This window comes from Gordonia sp. PP30, assembly GCF_023100845.1.
Classification (GTDB): Bacteria; Actinomycetota; Actinomycetes; order Mycobacteriales; family Mycobacteriaceae; genus Gordonia.
In genome coordinates, this window is sequence record NZ_CP095864.1 from 1,274,074 (window position 1) to 1,291,010 (window position 16,937).

Consider the following 16,937-nt stretch of genomic DNA (forward strand, 5'->3'; position numbering starts at 1 on the left):
CCGCGTGGACGTGATGGAGGACGTGTTCACGTGGGTGGCGGTCGCCTTCGAGGCGCTCGGCGCTGTGGTGATGGTCGTGGGCACCGTCGTCGCGATCGTCCTGGGCGTCCGGGCCGGTCTGCGTGGCCGGCCGGGGGAGGAGGTCTTCGCCGTCGTCCGCCAGACGCTCGGCGGGGCGATCCTGCTGGGTCTCGAGGTGCTGGTGGCCGCCGATCTGGTCCGGACCATCACGTCCAAGCCGTCGCTGCAGGATGCGCTGATCCTCGGCATCATCGTGCTGATCCGGACGATCCTGTCGATCTCCATCCAGATCGAGATCGAGGGCGTGCTGCCGTGGCGGCGGGCCCTGCTCACCAGCGGTGCGACCGTCGTCGCCCATCAGGTGGCGAAGGATCGGGCGGCGTCCAGGTAAGGGCACACTTCCTATCTCTACTGTGACAACGCTCATTAGTATCGTCTGTCATGGCGAGCACCGACTTCGACGTCCTGATCATCGGTTCCGGTTTCGGCGGCAGCGTGAGCGCGTTGCGGCTGGTGGAGAAGGGATACCGGGTCGGGGTGATCGAGGCCGGCCGGCGCTTCGAGGACGACCAGTTCGCGAAAACGAGCTGGCGGCTGAACAAGTTCGTGTGGGCGCCGAAGTTCGGGCTGATGGGCATTCAGCGCATCCACATGCTCAAAGACGTGATGATCCTGGCCGGTGCCGGCGTGGGCGGCGGATCCCTGAACTACGCGAACACGCTGTACAAGCCGCCGACGCCGTTCTTCACCGACCCGCAGTGGAATCACATCACCGACTGGGAAGCCGAGCTCAGCCCCCACTACGACCAGGCGCGGAGGATGCTCGGCGTGGTCACCAATCCGACGTTCACCAACTCCGACCGCATCATGAAGGAGGTCGCCGAGGAGATGGGCGTCGGCGACACCTTCGGGCCGACGCCGGTGGGCGTCTTCTTCGGCGCCAAGACCGGCGGTGCGGGAGCGCCGGGGGAGACGGTCGACGATCCGTTCTTCGGCGGCGCCGGACCGCGCCGCACCGCCTGCACCGAGTGCGGCGCCTGCATGACCGGCTGCCGGGTCGGCGCCAAGAACACCCTGCTCAAGAACTACCTCGGCCTCGCCGAGGCGAACGGCGCGCGGGTTATCGACCGCACCACCGTCGACCGGCTCGAACAGCGCGGCGACGGATCGTGGATCGTCTCGGCGCACGGCTCGTCGTCGTGGGGCCCGTTCGGCGCACGGCGGCGCCAGTTCACCGCCGGCCAGGTGATCGTGGCGGCCGGCACCTTCAACACGCAGAAGATCATGCACCGGGCCAAGGGCTCGACGCTCCCGAAGATCTCCGATGCGATGGGCGTGCTGACCCGCACCAACTCCGAGTCGATCCTGGGTGCGCAGTCGGCGACCTACGACCCGAGCCAGGACTTCTCCGAGGGTGTCGCGATCACGTCGTCGTTCCATCCGGCGTCGAACACGCACATCGAGCCCGTCCGGTACGGCAAGGGCAGCAACGCCATGGCCTACCTGCAAACGCTGCTGACCGACGGCGGCAGTGTCGCGAACCGGTTCGGCCAGTTCCTCAAGCAGGTCGTCAAGAATCCCCTGATGCTGGTGCGGTTGCTGATGGTCCGCAAATGGAGCCAGCGGACGGTGATCGCGCTGGTGATGCAGAACAACAACAACTCGCTGACCACCTTCGTGCGCAAGCGCGGACCGTTCAAGTACGTCACCAGCAAGCAGGGGGTCGGCGAGCCGAATCCGACGTGGATTCCGAAGGGCAACGAGGCGACCCGGCGGATCGCCGACAAGCTGCCCGGCGGCCTGGCCGGCGGTACCTGGGGTGACATCGTCAACATGCCGATGACCGCCCACTACCTGGGCGGCTGCGTGATCTCCGACGATCCGGCCACCGGCGTGATCGACCCGTATCACCGCGTCTGGGGCTACCCGACGCTGCACGTCACCGACGGCGCCGCGATCACCGCGAACCTGGGCGTCAATCCGTCGCTGTCGATCAGCGCGCAGGCCGAACGTGCGGCCTCGCTGTGGCCGAACAAGGGCGAGGACGACCAGCGGCCGGCGCAGGGCGAGCCCTACCGGCGGCTCGCGCCGGTGCGCCCGGTGTCACCGGTGGTGCCCGAGGGGGCGCCCGGCGCGCTGCGCCTGCCGATCACGCCGGTCTAGCGATTCCCGGTCAGCGGTCGATCCACTCGATGTAGCCGCCGCCGGCGATCTCCGTACCGAGGTAGCGGCCGGTGTAGTCGTAGCTGCCCGCGAAGCCGGCGGCCATCCCGTAGGCGAAGTCGTCCCGGGCGACGCCGTGCACGGTGATCAGCTCGCGGCCGTCGTCGTCGTTCACCGACCAGGTGAATTCGGCGGGCAGCTCCATCGCGGCCCCGTCCGGGGTGGTGTGCGTGGGCAGGCGCCGGTGCACGGTGTTCACGAAGCCGCGCGTATAGGTCGCGGTGCCGCGGTCCAGGTCGCGGACGAAGACCATGCGCTGGAAGGGGATGCCTGCCGGTCCCAGCAGTTCCGTCATCAGCACCTGCACGCGGTCGCTGATGTTGAGGATCTGATAGGTGAAGAACCGGATCGGCAGCGGCACGTCGGTCCGGCCGCGAGCGTACTCCCAGGTGCACAGTCCGCTGCTGGTGATCGGCTCGCCGCCGTCGGGCGTGAAGGTGCCCTCGTATTCGCAGAGCCGGCTCCAGTGGTCGTAGACGCCGGGCAGGTGCGCGAAGTGGGAGATGTGCTCGGTGGGGCGCAGGACGAGATCGGCGGTGAGGCCGTCCGGGCGGGCGTGGACGGTGATCTCGTGGTCGCGCCGGATCCGCAGCACGTCGCCGATCCGGATGTCGGAGGCGTCCTCGGTGACGGTGCAATCGTCGGCGATGCTGTAGGGCCGGAAGTTGTCCCGGGAGACCGCCGAGCCGAGCAGCAGCCAGGCCGAGTCTTCCGGCGTGGTCCGCACCAGCGAGGGCACCGAGTAGGCGCGGATGCGCTTCGCGGTACCGAAAAGACTGATGACGTCGAAGAAGTTCACCGGGGCCGGGAGATCGGGCACCATGATCCCGTAGTGGGCGACCCCCCAGCCGCCGGTCGGCGGATGCGACGGCAGCGCGGGATCGTAGGGCGCGCCGTTCAGCGGGCCGATCCGGTTGACGAGGTTCCCGGTGTGCTGCAGTACGCGGTCGAGGAGGGAGCTCACGGTCAGCAGTCAACCACACGGGCGCTACCGTGAGAGTCATGAGTGACTGGCGTGAGACACGGGTCGAGGAGATCAAGGGACTGATCCGGGCGGCCGATCCGGCGATCGTCGAGGAGGCCAAGTGGCGGAAGCCGTCGAACCCGGACGGGGTTCCGACGTTCTCGCTGGACGGCCTGGTCTGCACGGTCGAGACCTACAAGGACAAGGTGAAGGTGACCTTCGCGAAGGGGGCATCGCTGCCCGATCCGGCGTCGGTGTTCAACGCGAGCCTGACCGCGGGCACGCGCCGCGCGGTCGACCTCGGGGAGAACGACGTGCTCGACGAGGACGCGTTCGTCGCACTGATCCGGGCGGCGGTCGCCGCGAATCAGATGTAGAGCGCCGGTTCGGCGTACGGGTCGACGGTGTCGGGTCCGGGGCGGGACTTCGCGGCGACGCCGACGGCCACGTAGCCGGCCGGGACGTCGTGCACCACCACCGCGTTGGCGCCCACCTTGACGTCGTCGCCGAGGGTGATGGGGCCGAGGATCTTGGCGCCCGCACCGATCAGTACACGGTCGCCGACGGTCGGATGCCGCTTGCCCTTGTTCATGCTGGTGCCGCCGAGGGTGGAGCCGTGGAACATGAGGACGTCCTCGCCGACCTCGGCGGTCTCACCGATCACCACGCCCATGCCGTGGTCGATGAAGAAGCGGCGGCCGATCACCGCACCGGGGTGGATCTCCACCCCGGTGAGGAACCGGGCGAACTGCGACAGCAGCCGGGCCGGGAGCTTCAGCGGCAGGCCGCTGATCCACAGGGTGTGGGCGACGCGATAGAACCACAGCGCGTGCACGCCGGGATAGGCGATGGCGACGACGAACTTGGATCGGGCCGCCGGGTCGCGGTCGCAGGCGGCCTGGAGGTCTTCGGCGAGGATGGCCGCCAGGCCGGGCTGCGCGGCGGACACTAGTCGACGAGCCCTTCGAACAGCGGCGTGGACAGGTAGCGCTCGCCGAAGTCGGGAAGCACGACGACGACGGTCTTGCCCGCGAACTCGGGACGCTTCGCGACGTCGACGGCGGCGGCCAGCGCGGCACCCGACGAGATACCGACGAGCAGGCCCTCCTCGGTGGCGGCGCGGCGCGCCCACTCGATGGCGGTGCCGACGTTGACGTCGATCACCTGGTCGTACACGTCGCGGTCGAGGACCTCCGGGACGAAGTTGGCGCCCAGACCCTGGATCTTGTGCGGGCCGGGGGCACCGCCGTTGAGGATGGGCGACTCTTCGGGCTCGACGGCGAAGACCTTGATCTCCGGGTTCTGCTCCTTGAGGTAGCTGCCGGCGCCGGTGACGGTGCCGCCGGTGCCGATACCGGAGACGAGCGCGGCCACCTGGCCGTCGGTGTCGTCCCAGATCTCCGGGCCGGTGGTGGCATGGTGGACCGCGGAGTTGGCCGGGTTGGCGAACTGCCGGGCCAGGACGGCTCCGGGACGCTCCGCGGCGATCTCCTCGGACTTGCGGACGGCGCCCGCCATACCCTCGGCGCCCGGCGTCAGGATCAGCTCGGCGCCGAACGCGCGGAGCAGCGCACGACGTTCCTTCGACATGGTCTCGGGCATCGCGAGCACCACGTTGTAGCCGCGGGCGGCGCCGACCATCGCCAGGGCGATACCGGTGTTGCCGCTGGTGGCTTCGACGATGGTGCCGCCCGGGGGCAGGGTGCCGTCGGCCTCAGCGGCGTCGATGATCGACACCGCGATGCGGTCCTTCACCGAGTTCGCGGGGTTGTAGTACTCGAGCTTCGCCAGCACGGTGGCGGCAGCGCCGTCGGTGATCCGGTTGAGCCGGACGAGCGGGGTGCGGCCGACGGCGGCGGTCACATCATCGAAGATCTTCGACACGGGGAATCCTTAGACTCATGAGTGGGCAGAGGGGCGTCGTTTCCGAGCCTAGTCGAGCCCGCGGGCGGCGAGGGTGTCTGCGAAACCATCGGCGGTATCCAATGCGGCCAGCACCGCGGGGACGAACAGCACACGCGGGCCGGCGCGCAGCCCGCGGGCGCGTCGTGCCTGGTCGACCTGGGTGAACAGCTCGGCGAGCAACGGGATCGAGCGGATTGTCAAGGCTAAAGCCATGGCGATTAAATCTGTCCGGACGCCGAGTTTCCGCAGCGGCGACAGCGCGCGGACGATCGCGTCGAGCAGATCGGTGGTGCGGGTGGTCAGCGTGACGACGGCGGCCAGGCCGATCGAGGCGAGGAGTACCGCGCCGACCACGGTCGCCTTGCGCCAGTCGGTGAGGAACAGCTGCAGGACGACGATCAGCGCGATCATCACCAGCGGTCCGCGCATCATCGGCCATGCGCGGACCGGACCGATCCCGGCCAGCGCGAACACCACGACGGTGGCGCCGACGGCGACCGCCGCACCGACCGGGGTGCGGACGGTGAGGGTCATCGCGATGATCGCGCCCAGCAGGGCGACCAGCTTGAACCCGGCCGGTAGCCGGTGGATCGGCGAAGAGCCGGGGACGTAGGCGCCGAGCATCTACTTGCTGTGCGCGACGCTGATCATCCACGGCACGCCGAACCGGTCGACGCACATGCCGAACCCGGGTGCCCAGAAGGTGGGCTCGACCGGCATGGTCACGGTTCCGCCGTCCGCGAGCGCCGCGTGGACGGTGCGGGCGCTGTCCAGGTCGGGGGCCGTGTACGAGACGGAGAAACCGGTCTTGGGGCCGTCGTCGCCGGTGGGGTCATCCGAGCCCAGGAAGCCGCCGCCGTCGGGCAGCGCGATGGAAGCGTGCATCACGAAGTCGCCGCCGCCGGGCATCTGCGCGTCGGCGGGAGCGTCGGAGTTCCGCATGATCGAGAGCTCGCCGCCGAAGATCTCGTGGTAGCGGGTGAAGGCGTCGGCGCAGTCGCCGCTGAAGAAGAGGTACGGGGTGAACGTCATGGAGTCAGTATGCGCCGGGACTACGACATGAGACGGCGGTAGAAGCCGATCGCGGGTGCGGGCTCGTCGTCGGCGACCACGCGGCCGTCGTCGAGGACCAGCACCCGGTCGTAGCCGGTGAGCAGGTCGAGGTCATGGGTGAGCACGATGATCTGCTCGTCGAGCGCGGCGAGGACGTCGTGCAGCATCCGGGTGTTGCGCAGGTCGAGCATGGTGGTGGGTTCGTCGGCGATCAGGATGCGGGGGCCGATCACCATGATCGACGCGAGCGCGAGGAGCTGCTTCTGACCGCCGGAGAGGGTGTGTGACGGCTGGTCGGCATGCCCGGCGAGGCCGAAGTCGCCCAGCGTGGCGAGGGCGCGTTCGCGTCGTCGCTGCTTGTCGAGATCGGTGCGCGTGAGGGAGAGTTCGATGTCCTCGAGGACCGTCGGCATGATGATCTGCCGGTCCGGATCGGAGAAGATGAAGCCGACCTGCCGCCGGACCTTCCGGGTGTGTTTGGCGACGTTCAGGCCGTTCACGGTGACGGTGCCCGAGTCCGGAATCACCAGGCCGTTCATCATTCGCGCCAGCGTCGATTTGCCGCTGCCGTTGGCACCGATGATCCCGATGCGGTGTTCGGTGAGGTCGAGGTCGATCCCGCGCAGGACCGGCCGCCCGGAGAACGCGTGGGCGACCCCGTCGAACGAGATGCCCGTCACCGGCGGATCGGCGTGATCAGGCCGGGCCGTCCGCGGTGCACGGCGGCGGCGATCAGCGCCGTGAGGACCGCCTTGATCACGTCGCCCAGGACGAACGGCCCGTTGGTGGTGATCGCGGTGACGAAGGGGACGCCGCCGCGGAGCATCAGGCCCGCGATACCGCAGAGGTAGATGACGAGCACGCCGCCGACGAGATTGACGATGATGCCGAGCCAGATCCGGTAGCGCGGCATCATCAGGGCGGTCAGCAGACCGATCACGATCACCCCGGGCAGGAAGCCGAGGAAGTAGCCGGCCGTGGGGGAGGCGATCGCCATGGTGCCGGTGCGGCCGCCGGCCAGGATCGGCAGGCCGGCGAGGGCCAGCACCATGAACAGCACGACGGCGAGTGTGCCCTTGCGCGGTCCGAGGACGGCGCCGGCCAGCATGACGCCCATCGTCTGCAGGGTGATCGGGACGCCGCTGGCGAGGTTGAACGAGCCGGGCAGACCCAGCACCACGATGAGTGCTGCGAAGACGGCGGCCTGGGTGATGTCGCCGATGGAGAATTTGAGGAAGCCTGGCACGTAGTACAGCCTAATAAGATGGCTGAATCACTCGTCATCATGGTGGTGGCACTGCTCTCGATCGCCGCGACCACCGTGATCGGACCGAAGGTCGGTCTCGCCGCTCCGCTGCTGCTGGTCGCGATCGGGGTCGGGGCGAGCTTCGTTCCGGCGCTGCGCGACGTCGAGATCGATCCCGAGTGGATCCTCGAAGGTCTGCTGCCGCCCCTGCTGTACTCCTCGGCGGTGTCGATGCCGGCGATGAACTTCCGTCGTGAGTTCCGCGCGATCAGTGGACTGTCGGTGGTGCTGGTGGTGGCGAGTGCGCTGCTGCTCGGCGTCTTCTTCATGCTGGTGATCCCCGATCTGGGGTTCGCGTGGGGCGTGGCGCTCGGTGCGATCATCAGCCCGACGGACGCGGTGGCGACGTCGATCGTCAAGCAGACGTCGGTGTCCAAACGGGTGGTGGCGATCCTGGACGGCGAGTCGTTGCTGAACGACGCGAGCGCCCTGGTGGTGCTGCGCACCGCGATCGTGGCCACCGCGGCGTCGTTCAGCTTCTGGGGCGCGCTGGGCACGTTCGCCTGGTCGGTGCTGGTCGCGGCCGTGGTGGGTGCGCTGGTCGGGGTGGGGAACCTGTGGGTCCGCAAGTTCATCGCCGCGGCGCCGGTGAACTCCGTCGTGTCGTTCACGGTGCCGTTCATCGCGGCCGTGCCCGCGGAACTGGCCGGTGGTTCGGGGCTGGTGGCCGCGGTGGTGGCCGGACTGGTGACGGGGGTGGGCGCGCCGCGGGTGCTGTCGCCGCGCAACCGGCTGTCGGACACGCAGAACTGGCACACCATGGAACTGGTGCTCGAGGGCGTGGTGTTCCTGACGATGGGGCTGCAGATCAAGCACATCGTGGAGAGCGTGGAGCGCGATCACGCCGGGGTCGGCACGGCGCTGGTGATCGCGGTCGCGGCGCTGGCGCTCACTCTGGTGATCCGGGCCGCGTACTTCGCGCCCGCACTCGGCGTCATCGCTCGCCGGGCCCGGCGATACGCGCGCGCCCAGCCCCGCTTCGAGAGCTTGCAGGAGAAGCTGAGCACGCCGGAGGGCCGGGCGCGCACCGCGGAGAAGTTCGAGGCCACCCGCGGCCGGTCGCTGTCGGAGAAGCGGCTCGACAAGTTCGCCACGCGCGTGACCCGCGGGCTCGCCGACATCGACTACTTTCTGCGGGAGCCGCTCGGCTGGCGGGAGGGCACGACAGTGGTGTGGGCCGGCATGCGCGGTGCCGTGACCGTTGCCGCCGCGCAGACCCTGCCCGCCGACACCCCGCAGCGGTCGATACTGATTCTCGTCGCCTACGCGGTCGCGGTGGCCTCGCTGACCGTGCAGGGCGGCACCATCGGGCCGTTACTCGCGATGATCGCCCCCAAGGACGACGGCTCGCGCGCGGCCCAGGACGCGGCCGAACGCGAGCGGCTTCTGCAACTCATCCGCGATGCCGCCGAAGCGGTACCGGAGCCGGAACCCCCGGCCGGCGACGACCGTCAGGCGGAGTTCGAACTCGCCCTGCGGCACCGGATCGCGGTGCTCGACGCCCAGCGGGTCGCGCTCCTCGACGCGCGCGACGACGGCACGTTCGACGCCGACATCCTGGAGGAGGCGCTGATGAACGTGGACGCGTCCCAGATCGCCATCGAGCTGCGGGGTCGGCACGTCGAATAGCGCGCCGCGGGGACTGTGGTGTCGTCGATGGCGGAGGTCCTGCTGGGGAGAGTTGGCGTGTCGTTGGATGGATGGCCTGTGGGTGTGTCTGGTTCCAGGGTGCGGCCACGGACCATCCCCGCTCGCGCGGGGAGCACGCTCGTCAAGCGCGCCGAGCGCCGCCAGGCGAGTTTCGGTCTCGGCTGGCGCGAGGTCGCCCAGCTCGCGCTGATGGTCGCCAGTGGCTACGACCGCGATTCGTTCCGGACGGTCGGGGTGTCGTGGCGGGACGCGTCGACGCCGAGCTTCGCGGATTCAACGTCGGCCGACAGAAGTACCGGCTATCGGATCTCTGGGTGATGTCTCGGGGGACCTTGACGAAGATCGACCTCGACGCCGACTGACCGTGATGTGAAAGGCGAGGGTGCGCTCCCCTGTGAAACAGGGGACACCCTCGCCACTTCCGAGAATACCCGAACTTCCCGGCCCCGTGACGGGGGCGGTAGAGCGCGCCGGCCCCGGCGCGGAACATCCCCGCTCGCGCGGGGAGCACACCTGCTCACGCACGGCGTCCGTTGCCGCACCGGGATCATCCCAGAGGGGACACCGCTTCCCGGAATGGGTTGCGGTCGACGCCGAGCCTATCGCGTTCGGCTGGTGGGCGATTCGACAGGCGTGAGGCTGCATAGGCGTCGCGCTGGGTTCAGTGCGACGACGTGTGTGTCGTTGTGTCGAGCGAGCTAACATGTCTCCAAAACATGTTAGCTTTGTGGATAATTTTTAACATGAATGGCGAATGTGTTGAAGGAGCTACCACGTGGCATGGAACCCGGAAATTCCCTTCAACGATCTGCCGTCTCTGCCGCCGGTCGGTCTCGATCTTGAGCCTAAGCGGGTCCTCAAGGCGACGATCGAGGCCCGGACCGCACTGGCCACGCTTGCTCAGGCCGGTCAGTTGCTGCCGAACCCCAACATCCTGATTCACGCCGTCCCGCTCCTGGAGGCGCAGGCGAGCTCTGAAATCGAGAATATCGTGACGACTGCCGACGAGCTGTTCAAGCACGCCGATTCTGGCGGAGGTGATCACGCCACCAAGGAAGCGTTGCGGTACCGCGGCGCACTGTTCGCAGGGGTCGAGTCGATCCGGGATCGACCGCTGACCGCGGCGACCGCTGCCCGTGTCTGCTCAGAGTTGCAGGGTCGTGAGATGACGGTCAGGACGATGCACGGAACACGGATCGCCAACCCGGCAACACGCGAGGTCATCTATGCGCCACCCGAGGGCGCGGAGATCATCCGGGAGAAGCTCGCGGACTGGGAGCGCTTCGTGCACGCCGACGATGGACTCGACCCACTGGTACGCATGGCGCTCGCGCACTTTCAGTTTGAGGCGATCCATCCGTTCCACGACGGGAACGGACGCACGGGCCGTGTCATCAATATCCTGATGCTGATCGAAGCCGGACTGCTGCGTGACCCCATCCTCTACTTGTCGCGCGCGATCATCGCACGGAAGAACGACTACTACCGCCTGCTGCGCGCGGTGACGGCCGAGGGCGCATGGATCGACTGGATCCTGTACATGCTCGAGGTGGTGCGCGAATCGGCGACCTCGACGACGCGCAAGATCGGTTCGATTCGTTCGTGTCAGGAAGAAATCGCCGAGCGAGCCAGAGGTGCCACCCCCGGTGGACGTGACGCTCAGTTCCTTGCAGTCCTCTTCGAGCAGCCGTACTGCCGCATCAGCACGGTCGCAGATCGGTGCGATGTCTCTCGCCAGACTGCCTCGACCTGGCTGCATGCGCTGGTGGAGGCTGGGCTTCTCAGCGCTGTGAAGGCCGGCCGGGAGGTCCTCTTCGTCAACGACGAGTTCATGGACGTGTTGACGCGCCCGGAATGAACTGGGCTTCCGCGATATCAGAACCTGCGGTGCATGCCCCACCGGTGATCACAGCGGTGACTGTAGACGACGGGTCAGACGCCGCCGTGGCGTCGTACGCCGGCTGTCAGGCGTTCGACTCCGCGTCCCGGAGCGTGGACACGGTGTCCCGGACGTTGTTCGCCGAGCTCCGCAGGCTGAACGCGTCGATCACCTCGAAGACACCCACCACGACCAGCAGGATGCCGGAGACCAGGGCGAGCGTCGCGATCGACGTGAGCGGGCTGACGATCAGGATGATGCCGGCGATCACCGTGATGATCGACAGGATGATGCCGGCGACGCGGCCGGGGACGCCGGGGGAACCGGCGAACAGCGAGAGGTTCGAGAAGCCGCGGAAGATCCAGGTGATACCGATCCAGATCGCCAGCAGGGCCAGCGACGACCCGAGGTGCCGCAGGGCGATGACGCCCAGGATCACCGAGAGGGTTCCGGACACGAACGTCAGGAGACGCCACCAGCCGTCGGCATCGGGCACACCGAACGTCGCGATGACCTGGAAGATGCCGGAGATGAGTAGGTAGATACCAAACAGGACGGCGACGACGACCAGCGTCTTACCCGGCCAGACCAGCACGATGATGCCCAGCACGATCGACGCGATACCGATCCCGAGCAGACTCTTCCACGTGCGATCGACGATGTCGGACACGCCGCCGAGAACCGCTGCGCCCACCGGATTGTTCGTTGTCATGGCTTCCCCTCCTGGTCAGACAGCACGGACACGGGTGTGCCGGCCGCTCATGGTGACGATATCCCCCGGGAGGCGGCGTCGCGACAGTTGAAATCACGCGGGTCCGACGGCCTGCGCGGGAGAACACGGTGGCGCGCGGCCTCGAGTTTTCGCCAGTATGTGGTTGTGGCACACGCGAGTCGAGGCAGAGGCCTTTCTGGAACCCCACCGGAGGAAGAACGGGGCGCCTCACGTGACGGGCGGTCCGTAGGACCGGACCGCGCCCGTGTTTGACTGGCCGCTCCTGCGGGGACCGGTTCCGAGCGTCGTGGTGATCCTCGGCGCCGTCTCCTGCATCTACCTTCTCGCCGCCCGGGGACGGCGTGGATGGTGGTCGCGGACCGTGCCGATCGTCGTGATGATCGGCGTGATCGTCAGCGTCATCGCCGACAAGGTGATCGACCACGTCCTGTATTCCGCGTCCGTGCCCGTGGAGGTCCTGGCATGGATCGGGTTCGGCGCGGGCGCGATCGCCCTGGGCGTCGCCAGGGCATGGCGAGCGACGTGGTGGCAGCGCGGGGTCGTGGTCGTCACGGTATTGGTCGTCGTCGCCATGGCCGCGAACAGCGTCAACCGCTACTACGGCGAGTTCCCGACATTCCGCGCCGCTCTCGGGTTGCCTGCCGCCGGTGAAGTCGCCTTCAAGTCGGTGTCCGCGGTGGTCGAGCAGCCGCAGCTCCCGGTGAGTGGCCGCGCGCTGGATCAGGATTGGACTCCCACCGTCCGCCCGCCGGCGAAAGGCGTGGTGACGCAGGTCTACATCCCGGGAAAGGTATCTCGCTTCACCGTCACCCGACGGGCCTACATCTACCTGCCGCCGGCGTACTCGGATCCGAGAAGACCGTTGCTGCCCGTGCTGGTGCTCCTGCACGGAATCCCCGGCAGTCCGTCGGATTGGCTGACGGCCGGCGGCCTGGCGGCCACGATGGACCGGTTCGCCGCGGCCCATCGGGGACTGGCGCCGGTCGTCGTGATGCCCGACGCCACCGGGTCGTTGCTCGGTGATCCGATGTGTATGGATTCCCGGCTGGGCAACAGTGCGAGCTACCTGGCCGTGGACGTCCCGATGTGGATCCGCCGCCATCTGCAAGTGGACGACGATAGTCGCCGGTGGGCCATCGCCGGACTCTCCTATGGCGGCACCTGCGCGTGGCAGCTCGCACTCCGCAGGCCGGCCACGTATCCGACGTTCATCGACCTGTCGGGGGAGGTCGAGCCGTCACTCGCTACCCGGGCGCAGACGATCCGGGTCGCGTTCAACGGAAACGCGGCCGCCTACACCAGGGCCACTCCGCTCCACATGCTGGCCGCCGCGCCGCATCCGTCGGTGGCGGGAATCATCGGGCTGGGCCGAGCCGACACCACCTTCGGTCCGCAGCAGCGGCTGGTGTACGCGGCCTGTCGGCATGCGGGTATCGACGTTCGTCTGCTTGTGCTTCCGGGCGCGCACACCTGGCAGGTGTGGAGCGTCGGGCTCCGGAGGAGTCTTCCCTGGTTGGCGTATCGACTGGGCATCACCGCACCGTGACCGGGCGGACGAACCCGGGAAAGTCGTCTCGTGACCCGGCACATCTCGGCGCGCGCCGTCGTCTGGTTCAGCCCCGCAGATCCCGGGCGATCCACTCCGCCACGGGCTCTCCGCCTGCCAGATGGTCCACGACCAGCCGTTCGACCCGATCGGGCCGCATGCCCGAATACCAGGTGCCGTCCGGGTAGACCGCCATCACCGGGGCGAGGGCGCAGGGGAACAGACAGCCGGTGACGGTCGTCAGGACGTCGTCGTCGCCGAGCCCGCGATCGGCCAGCGCCCTGCTGAGCGTCGCGGCGGATTCGCGGGCGCCCTCGACGCTGCATCGGGGTCCGCGGCAGACCAGCACGTGACGGGTGAAGGCGGGGACCTGCTCCCAGGCCGGCGAGAGGATCGGTGCGGTGGTGGTCCGGGCCGGCGTGCCGCCGTCGTCGATCGCCCGCTCGAGCAGTCCGGCGAAGCCGTCGTGGTCGGTGAGCAGGGGAGCGACGCGCACCTGCGGCGTCGGTGTTCCGGCAGGCCGGGTGCGCAGCCAATGTCCGACGATCCGCGCGATCCACGAGTCCTGCTTGGCGTCGCCGAGGGTCTGCCCGCTGATCAGCAGCACCGCCCGTGCCCCGGCGCCGGTGGCGTCGTCGAGCGCTTCGGTGATCGTCGTGTCCGATCCGCCGAGCACCGCGACGCGGAACTCGATGTCCGGCCGGGCGGCGCGGAGCCGGCCGAGTGCGGTGGTCAGCGCGCGGGCCGGGGCGTCGCCGCGGTCGGTGGGGGCGGTGACGATCACCCAGTCGGCCGTCATCGCGTTCCCCGGCCGGGGCCGCCGATGGTCCCGCACAGCACGACCATCGGCGCGCCGGTGCGCGGATGCGGCGTGATCTCGACGTCGAGCCGGTACACGTCGGCCAGCAGCTCGCGGGTCAGGACCTGCGCGGGCGGCCCCTCGGTGACCAGCAGGCCGTCGTCGAGCACGATCAGATGGTCGCAGTACATGGCCGCCAGCTGCAGGTCGTGCAGGGCGGCGACGGTGGTGATCGGCAGCGAGCGCAGCAGGGTCAGCACGTCCAGTGAGGCGGACGTGTCGAGGTGATTGGTGGGCTCGTCGAGCAGCAGGACTCTCGGTTGCTGCACCAGGGCGCGGGCGATCTGCGTCTTCTGGCGTTCGCCGCCCGACAACGACTGCCACGTGCGGGTGCGCAGTTCCTCGATACCCAGCGTGGCGAGGGCGTCGTCGACCAGCTCTCGCGTGTCGACCCGCCGGAATCGGCTCCCGGCGTGCGGAATGGTGCCCAGATCGACCACCTGCTCGACGGTCAGCTCGGTCTCGGTGGCCGAATGCTGTTCCACGGCGGCCACGACGCGTGCGAGCTCGCGGTGCGGATAGCTGCGCACCGGCCGGTCGCCGAGGAGCACCCGGCCGGTGTCCGGACGCGTCCAGCGGGCGATGGTCGAGAGCAGGGTGGTCTTGCCCGACCCGTTCGGCCCGATGAGCCCGGTGAACCCGCCGGCCGGCGCGGTGGCGGTGATCCCGGTCAGCAGCCGGGCCTCGCCGACGGCGTACCCGACGTCCTCGAGGCGGATCGACAGCGCCGGCGACGTCGTCCCGGTCATGCGGCCGCCCCGTGCCGTCGCAGAATCCAGACGAACGCCGGGACACCGATGATCGCGGTGACCAGGCCGAGCGGCAACTCCTGCTGATTCAGGATGCTGCGGGCCAGGATGTCGGTCCACACCAGAAGCAGAGCGCCGAGCAGCGCCGTGACCGGCAGCATCCGCCGGTGCAGCGGCCCGATGATCAGGCGGGCGACGTGCGGCACCACCAGCCCGACGAAGCCGATGATGCCGGAGTTCGCGACGATCACCGCGGTGCACAGCGAGACGGCGATGTACAGCGTCCAGCGGGTCGCGGTGACGGAGATGCCGAGGCTCGACGCGGCGCGGTCGCCGAATGCGAAGGCGTCGAGCGTGCGCGCGTACGACCAGACGACGCCGAGCGTGAGGATCACCATGACGGTGACCAGCGTGGTCGACGGCCAGCGGGCACCGGCCACCGAGCCGAGCGTCCACCGCAGGACCGCGGCGGCCGCGTGCGGATCGCTGAAATAGACGAGCGCCGACGAGATCGCGGCGCCGCCCTGTGCGACGGCGACGCCGGCCAGGATCAGCCGGTTGGGCAGCAACGCCCCCGTCCGGGTGGTCGCGATCGCGAAGACCAGAGCCAGGGCGCCGAGCGCGCCGACGAACGCGGCGACACCGACCGGGCCGAGGCCGGCCCCCACCCCGACGCCGAGCCCGGTCACCAGGACCAGGACCGCGCCGACCGATGCCCCGGACGACATGCCCAGCAGGTACGGGTCGGCCAGGACGTTCCCGGTCAGCGACTGCAGGACGGCGCCGGCGACGGCCAAGCCGGCGCCGGCCGCGGCGGCGGTCACCACGCGCGGCATCCGCAGATCGACGACGATGTACTCGTTCCCCGCGCCGACACCGGTGTGGAACCCGAGGCGTGCGCCGACCGCCGCCGCGACGTCGCCGAGGCTGAGTCCGACCGAACCGATCACCACGCCGGCGCCGATGCTCAGCGCGACCAGCACGACGAGCACCGCCACCAGCATCGGAAAGGTGACGCGCGATCGGCGCGGCGCGGCCGGTGCGCCGGTGGTCCGGGTCAGCGCTTCGCCAGCGCGTCGGACAGCGTCACAGCACCGTCGATGGTGCGCGCCCCCGGCGTCGACTCGGAGAACGGGATGACGATGTACGACTTGTTCTTCACGGCCTTCAGGCCCGCTAGCGCCGGGTCGCTCTCCAAGAACTGCCGCTTGGCGTCGGCGCGGGAGAAGTTGGCGTCGATCAGCACGATGACGTCCGGGTCGGCCTTGATGACCTGCTCCCAGCTGGTGTCGGCCCAGTTGCCGTCCAGGTCCGCGAAGACATTCGTGGCGCCCACCGCGTCCATGATGAGTTGCGGTCCACCGCTCTTCGCGCCGACCGAGGGGGTATCGGTGGCGTCGTCCCACCACATGATCGTGGTGCCCTTGCCCGCGTCCTTCTTCTTGAGCTCGGCGAGGGTGTCGCGCATCTTCTTGTTCACGCCGTCGGCGGCGTCGGTGCGGCCGAAGAGCTTGCCGTAGTCGGACACCTCACCGGCGATCGCATCCCACGACGACGCCGCGCGGTCGGCCTTGTTCTCGCAGCCGAAGGGCGAGACATAGGTCGCGATGTCCAGCTTCGCCAGCTCCTCGCGCGTGCCGATGCCCTTGTCAGCGAACGCCGAACCGTACGACGCGGCCACGAGATCGGGCTTCTTGCTGATCACGGTCTCCAGGTCGGGGTACTTGGGGGCGATGACCGGGATCTTGTCGTAGGCGGCCTTGAACTGCGGGGCGATCTCGTCGTCCAGGTAGGCCGTGCCGATCATGTCGTTCTCGGCGCCGATCGCGAGCGCCGACTCGGTCGCGCCCTGGTTGACGGTGATCGCGCGGGTGGCCGGGGCCTTCAGCGTGACGGTGTGACCGCAGTTCTTCAGGGTGATCGCGCCGTCGGTGGCCTTGTCGTCGGTGCTGCTGCCGCAGGCGGCGAGCGTGAGGGTGAGCGCGGCGGCGGTGCATGCGGCCGCGACGGTGGTGAGGGTGCGCAAAGCGACCCGCCTTCCATATCTCG

Annotated in this window: 19 protein-coding genes; 7 read left to right on the forward strand and 12 right to left on the reverse strand. The window is 69.0% G+C overall.

Annotated elements, in window-relative coordinates; translation table 11 throughout:
- Positions 1-13 precede the first annotated feature (13 nt).
- Both MYK68_RS05885 and MYK68_RS05890 read left to right on the forward strand, forming a co-directional pair.
- The gene (locus tag MYK68_RS05885; RefSeq protein ID WP_247867941.1) at positions 14-412 is read left to right on the forward strand and encodes a DUF1622 domain-containing protein; all 399 of its coding nucleotides are present in this window, start codon (positions 14-16) and stop codon (positions 410-412) included.
- 50 nt (positions 413-462) lie between these two features.
- Positions 463-2,184 (forward strand): GMC family oxidoreductase N-terminal domain-containing protein, encoded by a 1,722-nt coding sequence (locus MYK68_RS05890; protein WP_247866908.1) that lies wholly within the window; start codon positions 463-465, stop codon positions 2,182-2,184.
- 10 nt (positions 2,185-2,194) lie between these two features.
- Here MYK68_RS05890 and MYK68_RS05895 read toward each other — a convergent pair whose 3' ends face one another.
- On the reverse strand, positions 2,195-3,208 hold the full coding sequence (locus MYK68_RS05895) for a DUF6670 family protein (RefSeq protein ID WP_247866909.1): 1,014 nt from the start codon (positions 3,206-3,208) through the stop codon (positions 2,195-2,197).
- Between the two features lie 38 nt (positions 3,209-3,246).
- Here MYK68_RS05895 and MYK68_RS05900 point away from each other — a divergent pair, with 38 nt between their 5' ends.
- Positions 3,247-3,585: a DUF1801 domain-containing protein gene (locus MYK68_RS05900; RefSeq protein WP_247866910.1), complete on the forward strand. Its 339-nt coding sequence runs from the start codon at positions 3,247-3,249 to the stop codon at positions 3,583-3,585.
- Here MYK68_RS05900 and cysE read toward each other — a convergent pair.
- The 6 genes from cysE to MYK68_RS05930 are packed head-to-tail and all read right to left on the reverse strand — an operon-like array spanning position 3,576 to position 7,412.
- Positions 3,576-4,157, reverse strand: a complete 582-nt coding sequence (gene cysE / locus MYK68_RS05905; RefSeq protein ID WP_247866912.1) for a serine O-acetyltransferase — start codon at positions 4,155-4,157, stop codon at positions 3,576-3,578. The two genes, MYK68_RS05900 and cysE, sit on opposite strands and share 10 nt — an antisense overlap.
- Positions 4,157-5,092, reverse strand: coding sequence for a cysteine synthase A (gene cysK / locus MYK68_RS05910; RefSeq protein ID WP_247866913.1), 936 nt, complete (start codon positions 5,090-5,092; stop codon positions 4,157-4,159). The genes cysE and cysK overlap by 1 nt, the downstream gene beginning before the upstream one ends.
- Positions 5,093-5,140: 48 nt before the next feature.
- Positions 5,141-5,737: a CbiQ family ECF transporter T component gene (locus MYK68_RS05915; protein ID WP_247866915.1), complete on the reverse strand. Its 597-nt coding sequence runs from the start codon at positions 5,735-5,737 to the stop codon at positions 5,141-5,143.
- A complete protein-coding gene (locus MYK68_RS05920) occupies positions 5,738-6,145 on the reverse strand; it encodes a VOC family protein (RefSeq protein ID WP_247866917.1) in 408 nt (135 codons plus the stop codon).
- Positions 6,146-6,165: 20 nt separating this feature from the next.
- Positions 6,166-6,846 (reverse strand): energy-coupling factor ABC transporter ATP-binding protein, encoded by a 681-nt coding sequence (locus tag MYK68_RS05925; protein WP_247866919.1) that lies wholly within the window; start codon positions 6,844-6,846, stop codon positions 6,166-6,168.
- Positions 6,843-7,412, reverse strand: a complete 570-nt coding sequence (locus MYK68_RS05930; protein ID WP_247866921.1) for a biotin transporter BioY — start codon at positions 7,410-7,412, stop codon at positions 6,843-6,845. The genes MYK68_RS05925 and MYK68_RS05930 overlap by 4 nt, the downstream gene beginning before the upstream one ends.
- Positions 7,413-7,430: 18 nt before the next feature.
- Here MYK68_RS05930 and MYK68_RS05935 point away from each other — a divergent pair, with 18 nt between their 5' ends.
- From MYK68_RS05935 to MYK68_RS05945, 3 genes are all read left to right on the forward strand, one after another.
- Positions 7,431-9,101, forward strand: coding sequence for a cation:proton antiporter (locus MYK68_RS05935; protein WP_247866923.1), 1,671 nt, complete (start codon positions 7,431-7,433; stop codon positions 9,099-9,101).
- Between the two features lie 84 nt (positions 9,102-9,185).
- A complete protein-coding gene (locus MYK68_RS05940) occupies positions 9,186-9,440 on the forward strand; it encodes a hypothetical protein (RefSeq protein WP_247866925.1) in 255 nt (84 codons plus the stop codon).
- A 457-nt stretch (positions 9,441-9,897) separates the two neighbouring features.
- The gene (locus tag MYK68_RS05945; RefSeq protein WP_247866927.1) at positions 9,898-10,980 is read left to right on the forward strand and encodes a Fic family protein; all 1,083 of its coding nucleotides are present in this window, start codon (positions 9,898-9,900) and stop codon (positions 10,978-10,980) included.
- Between the two features lie 106 nt (positions 10,981-11,086).
- Here MYK68_RS05945 and MYK68_RS05950 read toward each other — a convergent pair whose 3' ends face one another.
- A complete protein-coding gene (locus tag MYK68_RS05950; RefSeq protein ID WP_247866929.1) occupies positions 11,087-11,713 on the reverse strand; it encodes an HdeD family acid-resistance protein in 627 nt (208 codons plus the stop codon).
- A 265-nt stretch (positions 11,714-11,978) separates the two neighbouring features.
- Between MYK68_RS05950 and MYK68_RS05955 the strand changes: the two genes are divergently transcribed.
- The gene (locus MYK68_RS05955; RefSeq protein ID WP_247866931.1) at positions 11,979-13,280 is read left to right on the forward strand and encodes an alpha/beta hydrolase; all 1,302 of its coding nucleotides are present in this window, start codon (positions 11,979-11,981) and stop codon (positions 13,278-13,280) included.
- Between the two features lie 67 nt (positions 13,281-13,347).
- Here the strand turns inward: MYK68_RS05955 and MYK68_RS05960 are convergent, their stop codons facing one another.
- The 4 genes from MYK68_RS05960 to MYK68_RS05975 all read right to left on the reverse strand — a co-directional run bounded on the left by MYK68_RS05960 (position 13,348) and on the right by MYK68_RS05975 (position 16,914).
- Positions 13,348-14,079, reverse strand: coding sequence for a (2Fe-2S) ferredoxin domain-containing protein (locus MYK68_RS05960; protein WP_247866935.1), 732 nt, complete (start codon positions 14,077-14,079; stop codon positions 13,348-13,350).
- On the reverse strand, positions 14,076-14,888 hold the full coding sequence (locus tag MYK68_RS05965; protein ID WP_247866939.1) for an ABC transporter ATP-binding protein: 813 nt from the start codon (positions 14,886-14,888) through the stop codon (positions 14,076-14,078). The genes MYK68_RS05960 and MYK68_RS05965 overlap by 4 nt, the downstream gene beginning before the upstream one ends.
- A complete protein-coding gene (locus MYK68_RS05970; protein WP_349306160.1) occupies positions 14,885-15,880 on the reverse strand; it encodes a FecCD family ABC transporter permease in 996 nt (331 codons plus the stop codon). Before MYK68_RS05970 ends, MYK68_RS05965 begins: the two co-directional genes overlap by 4 nt.
- A gap of 65 nt (positions 15,881-15,945) precedes the next feature.
- Complete coding sequence (locus tag MYK68_RS05975) at positions 15,946-16,914, reverse strand: ABC transporter substrate-binding protein (protein ID WP_247866942.1); 969 nt, start codon at positions 16,912-16,914, stop codon at positions 15,946-15,948.
- Positions 16,915-16,937: the final 23 nt, after the last annotated feature.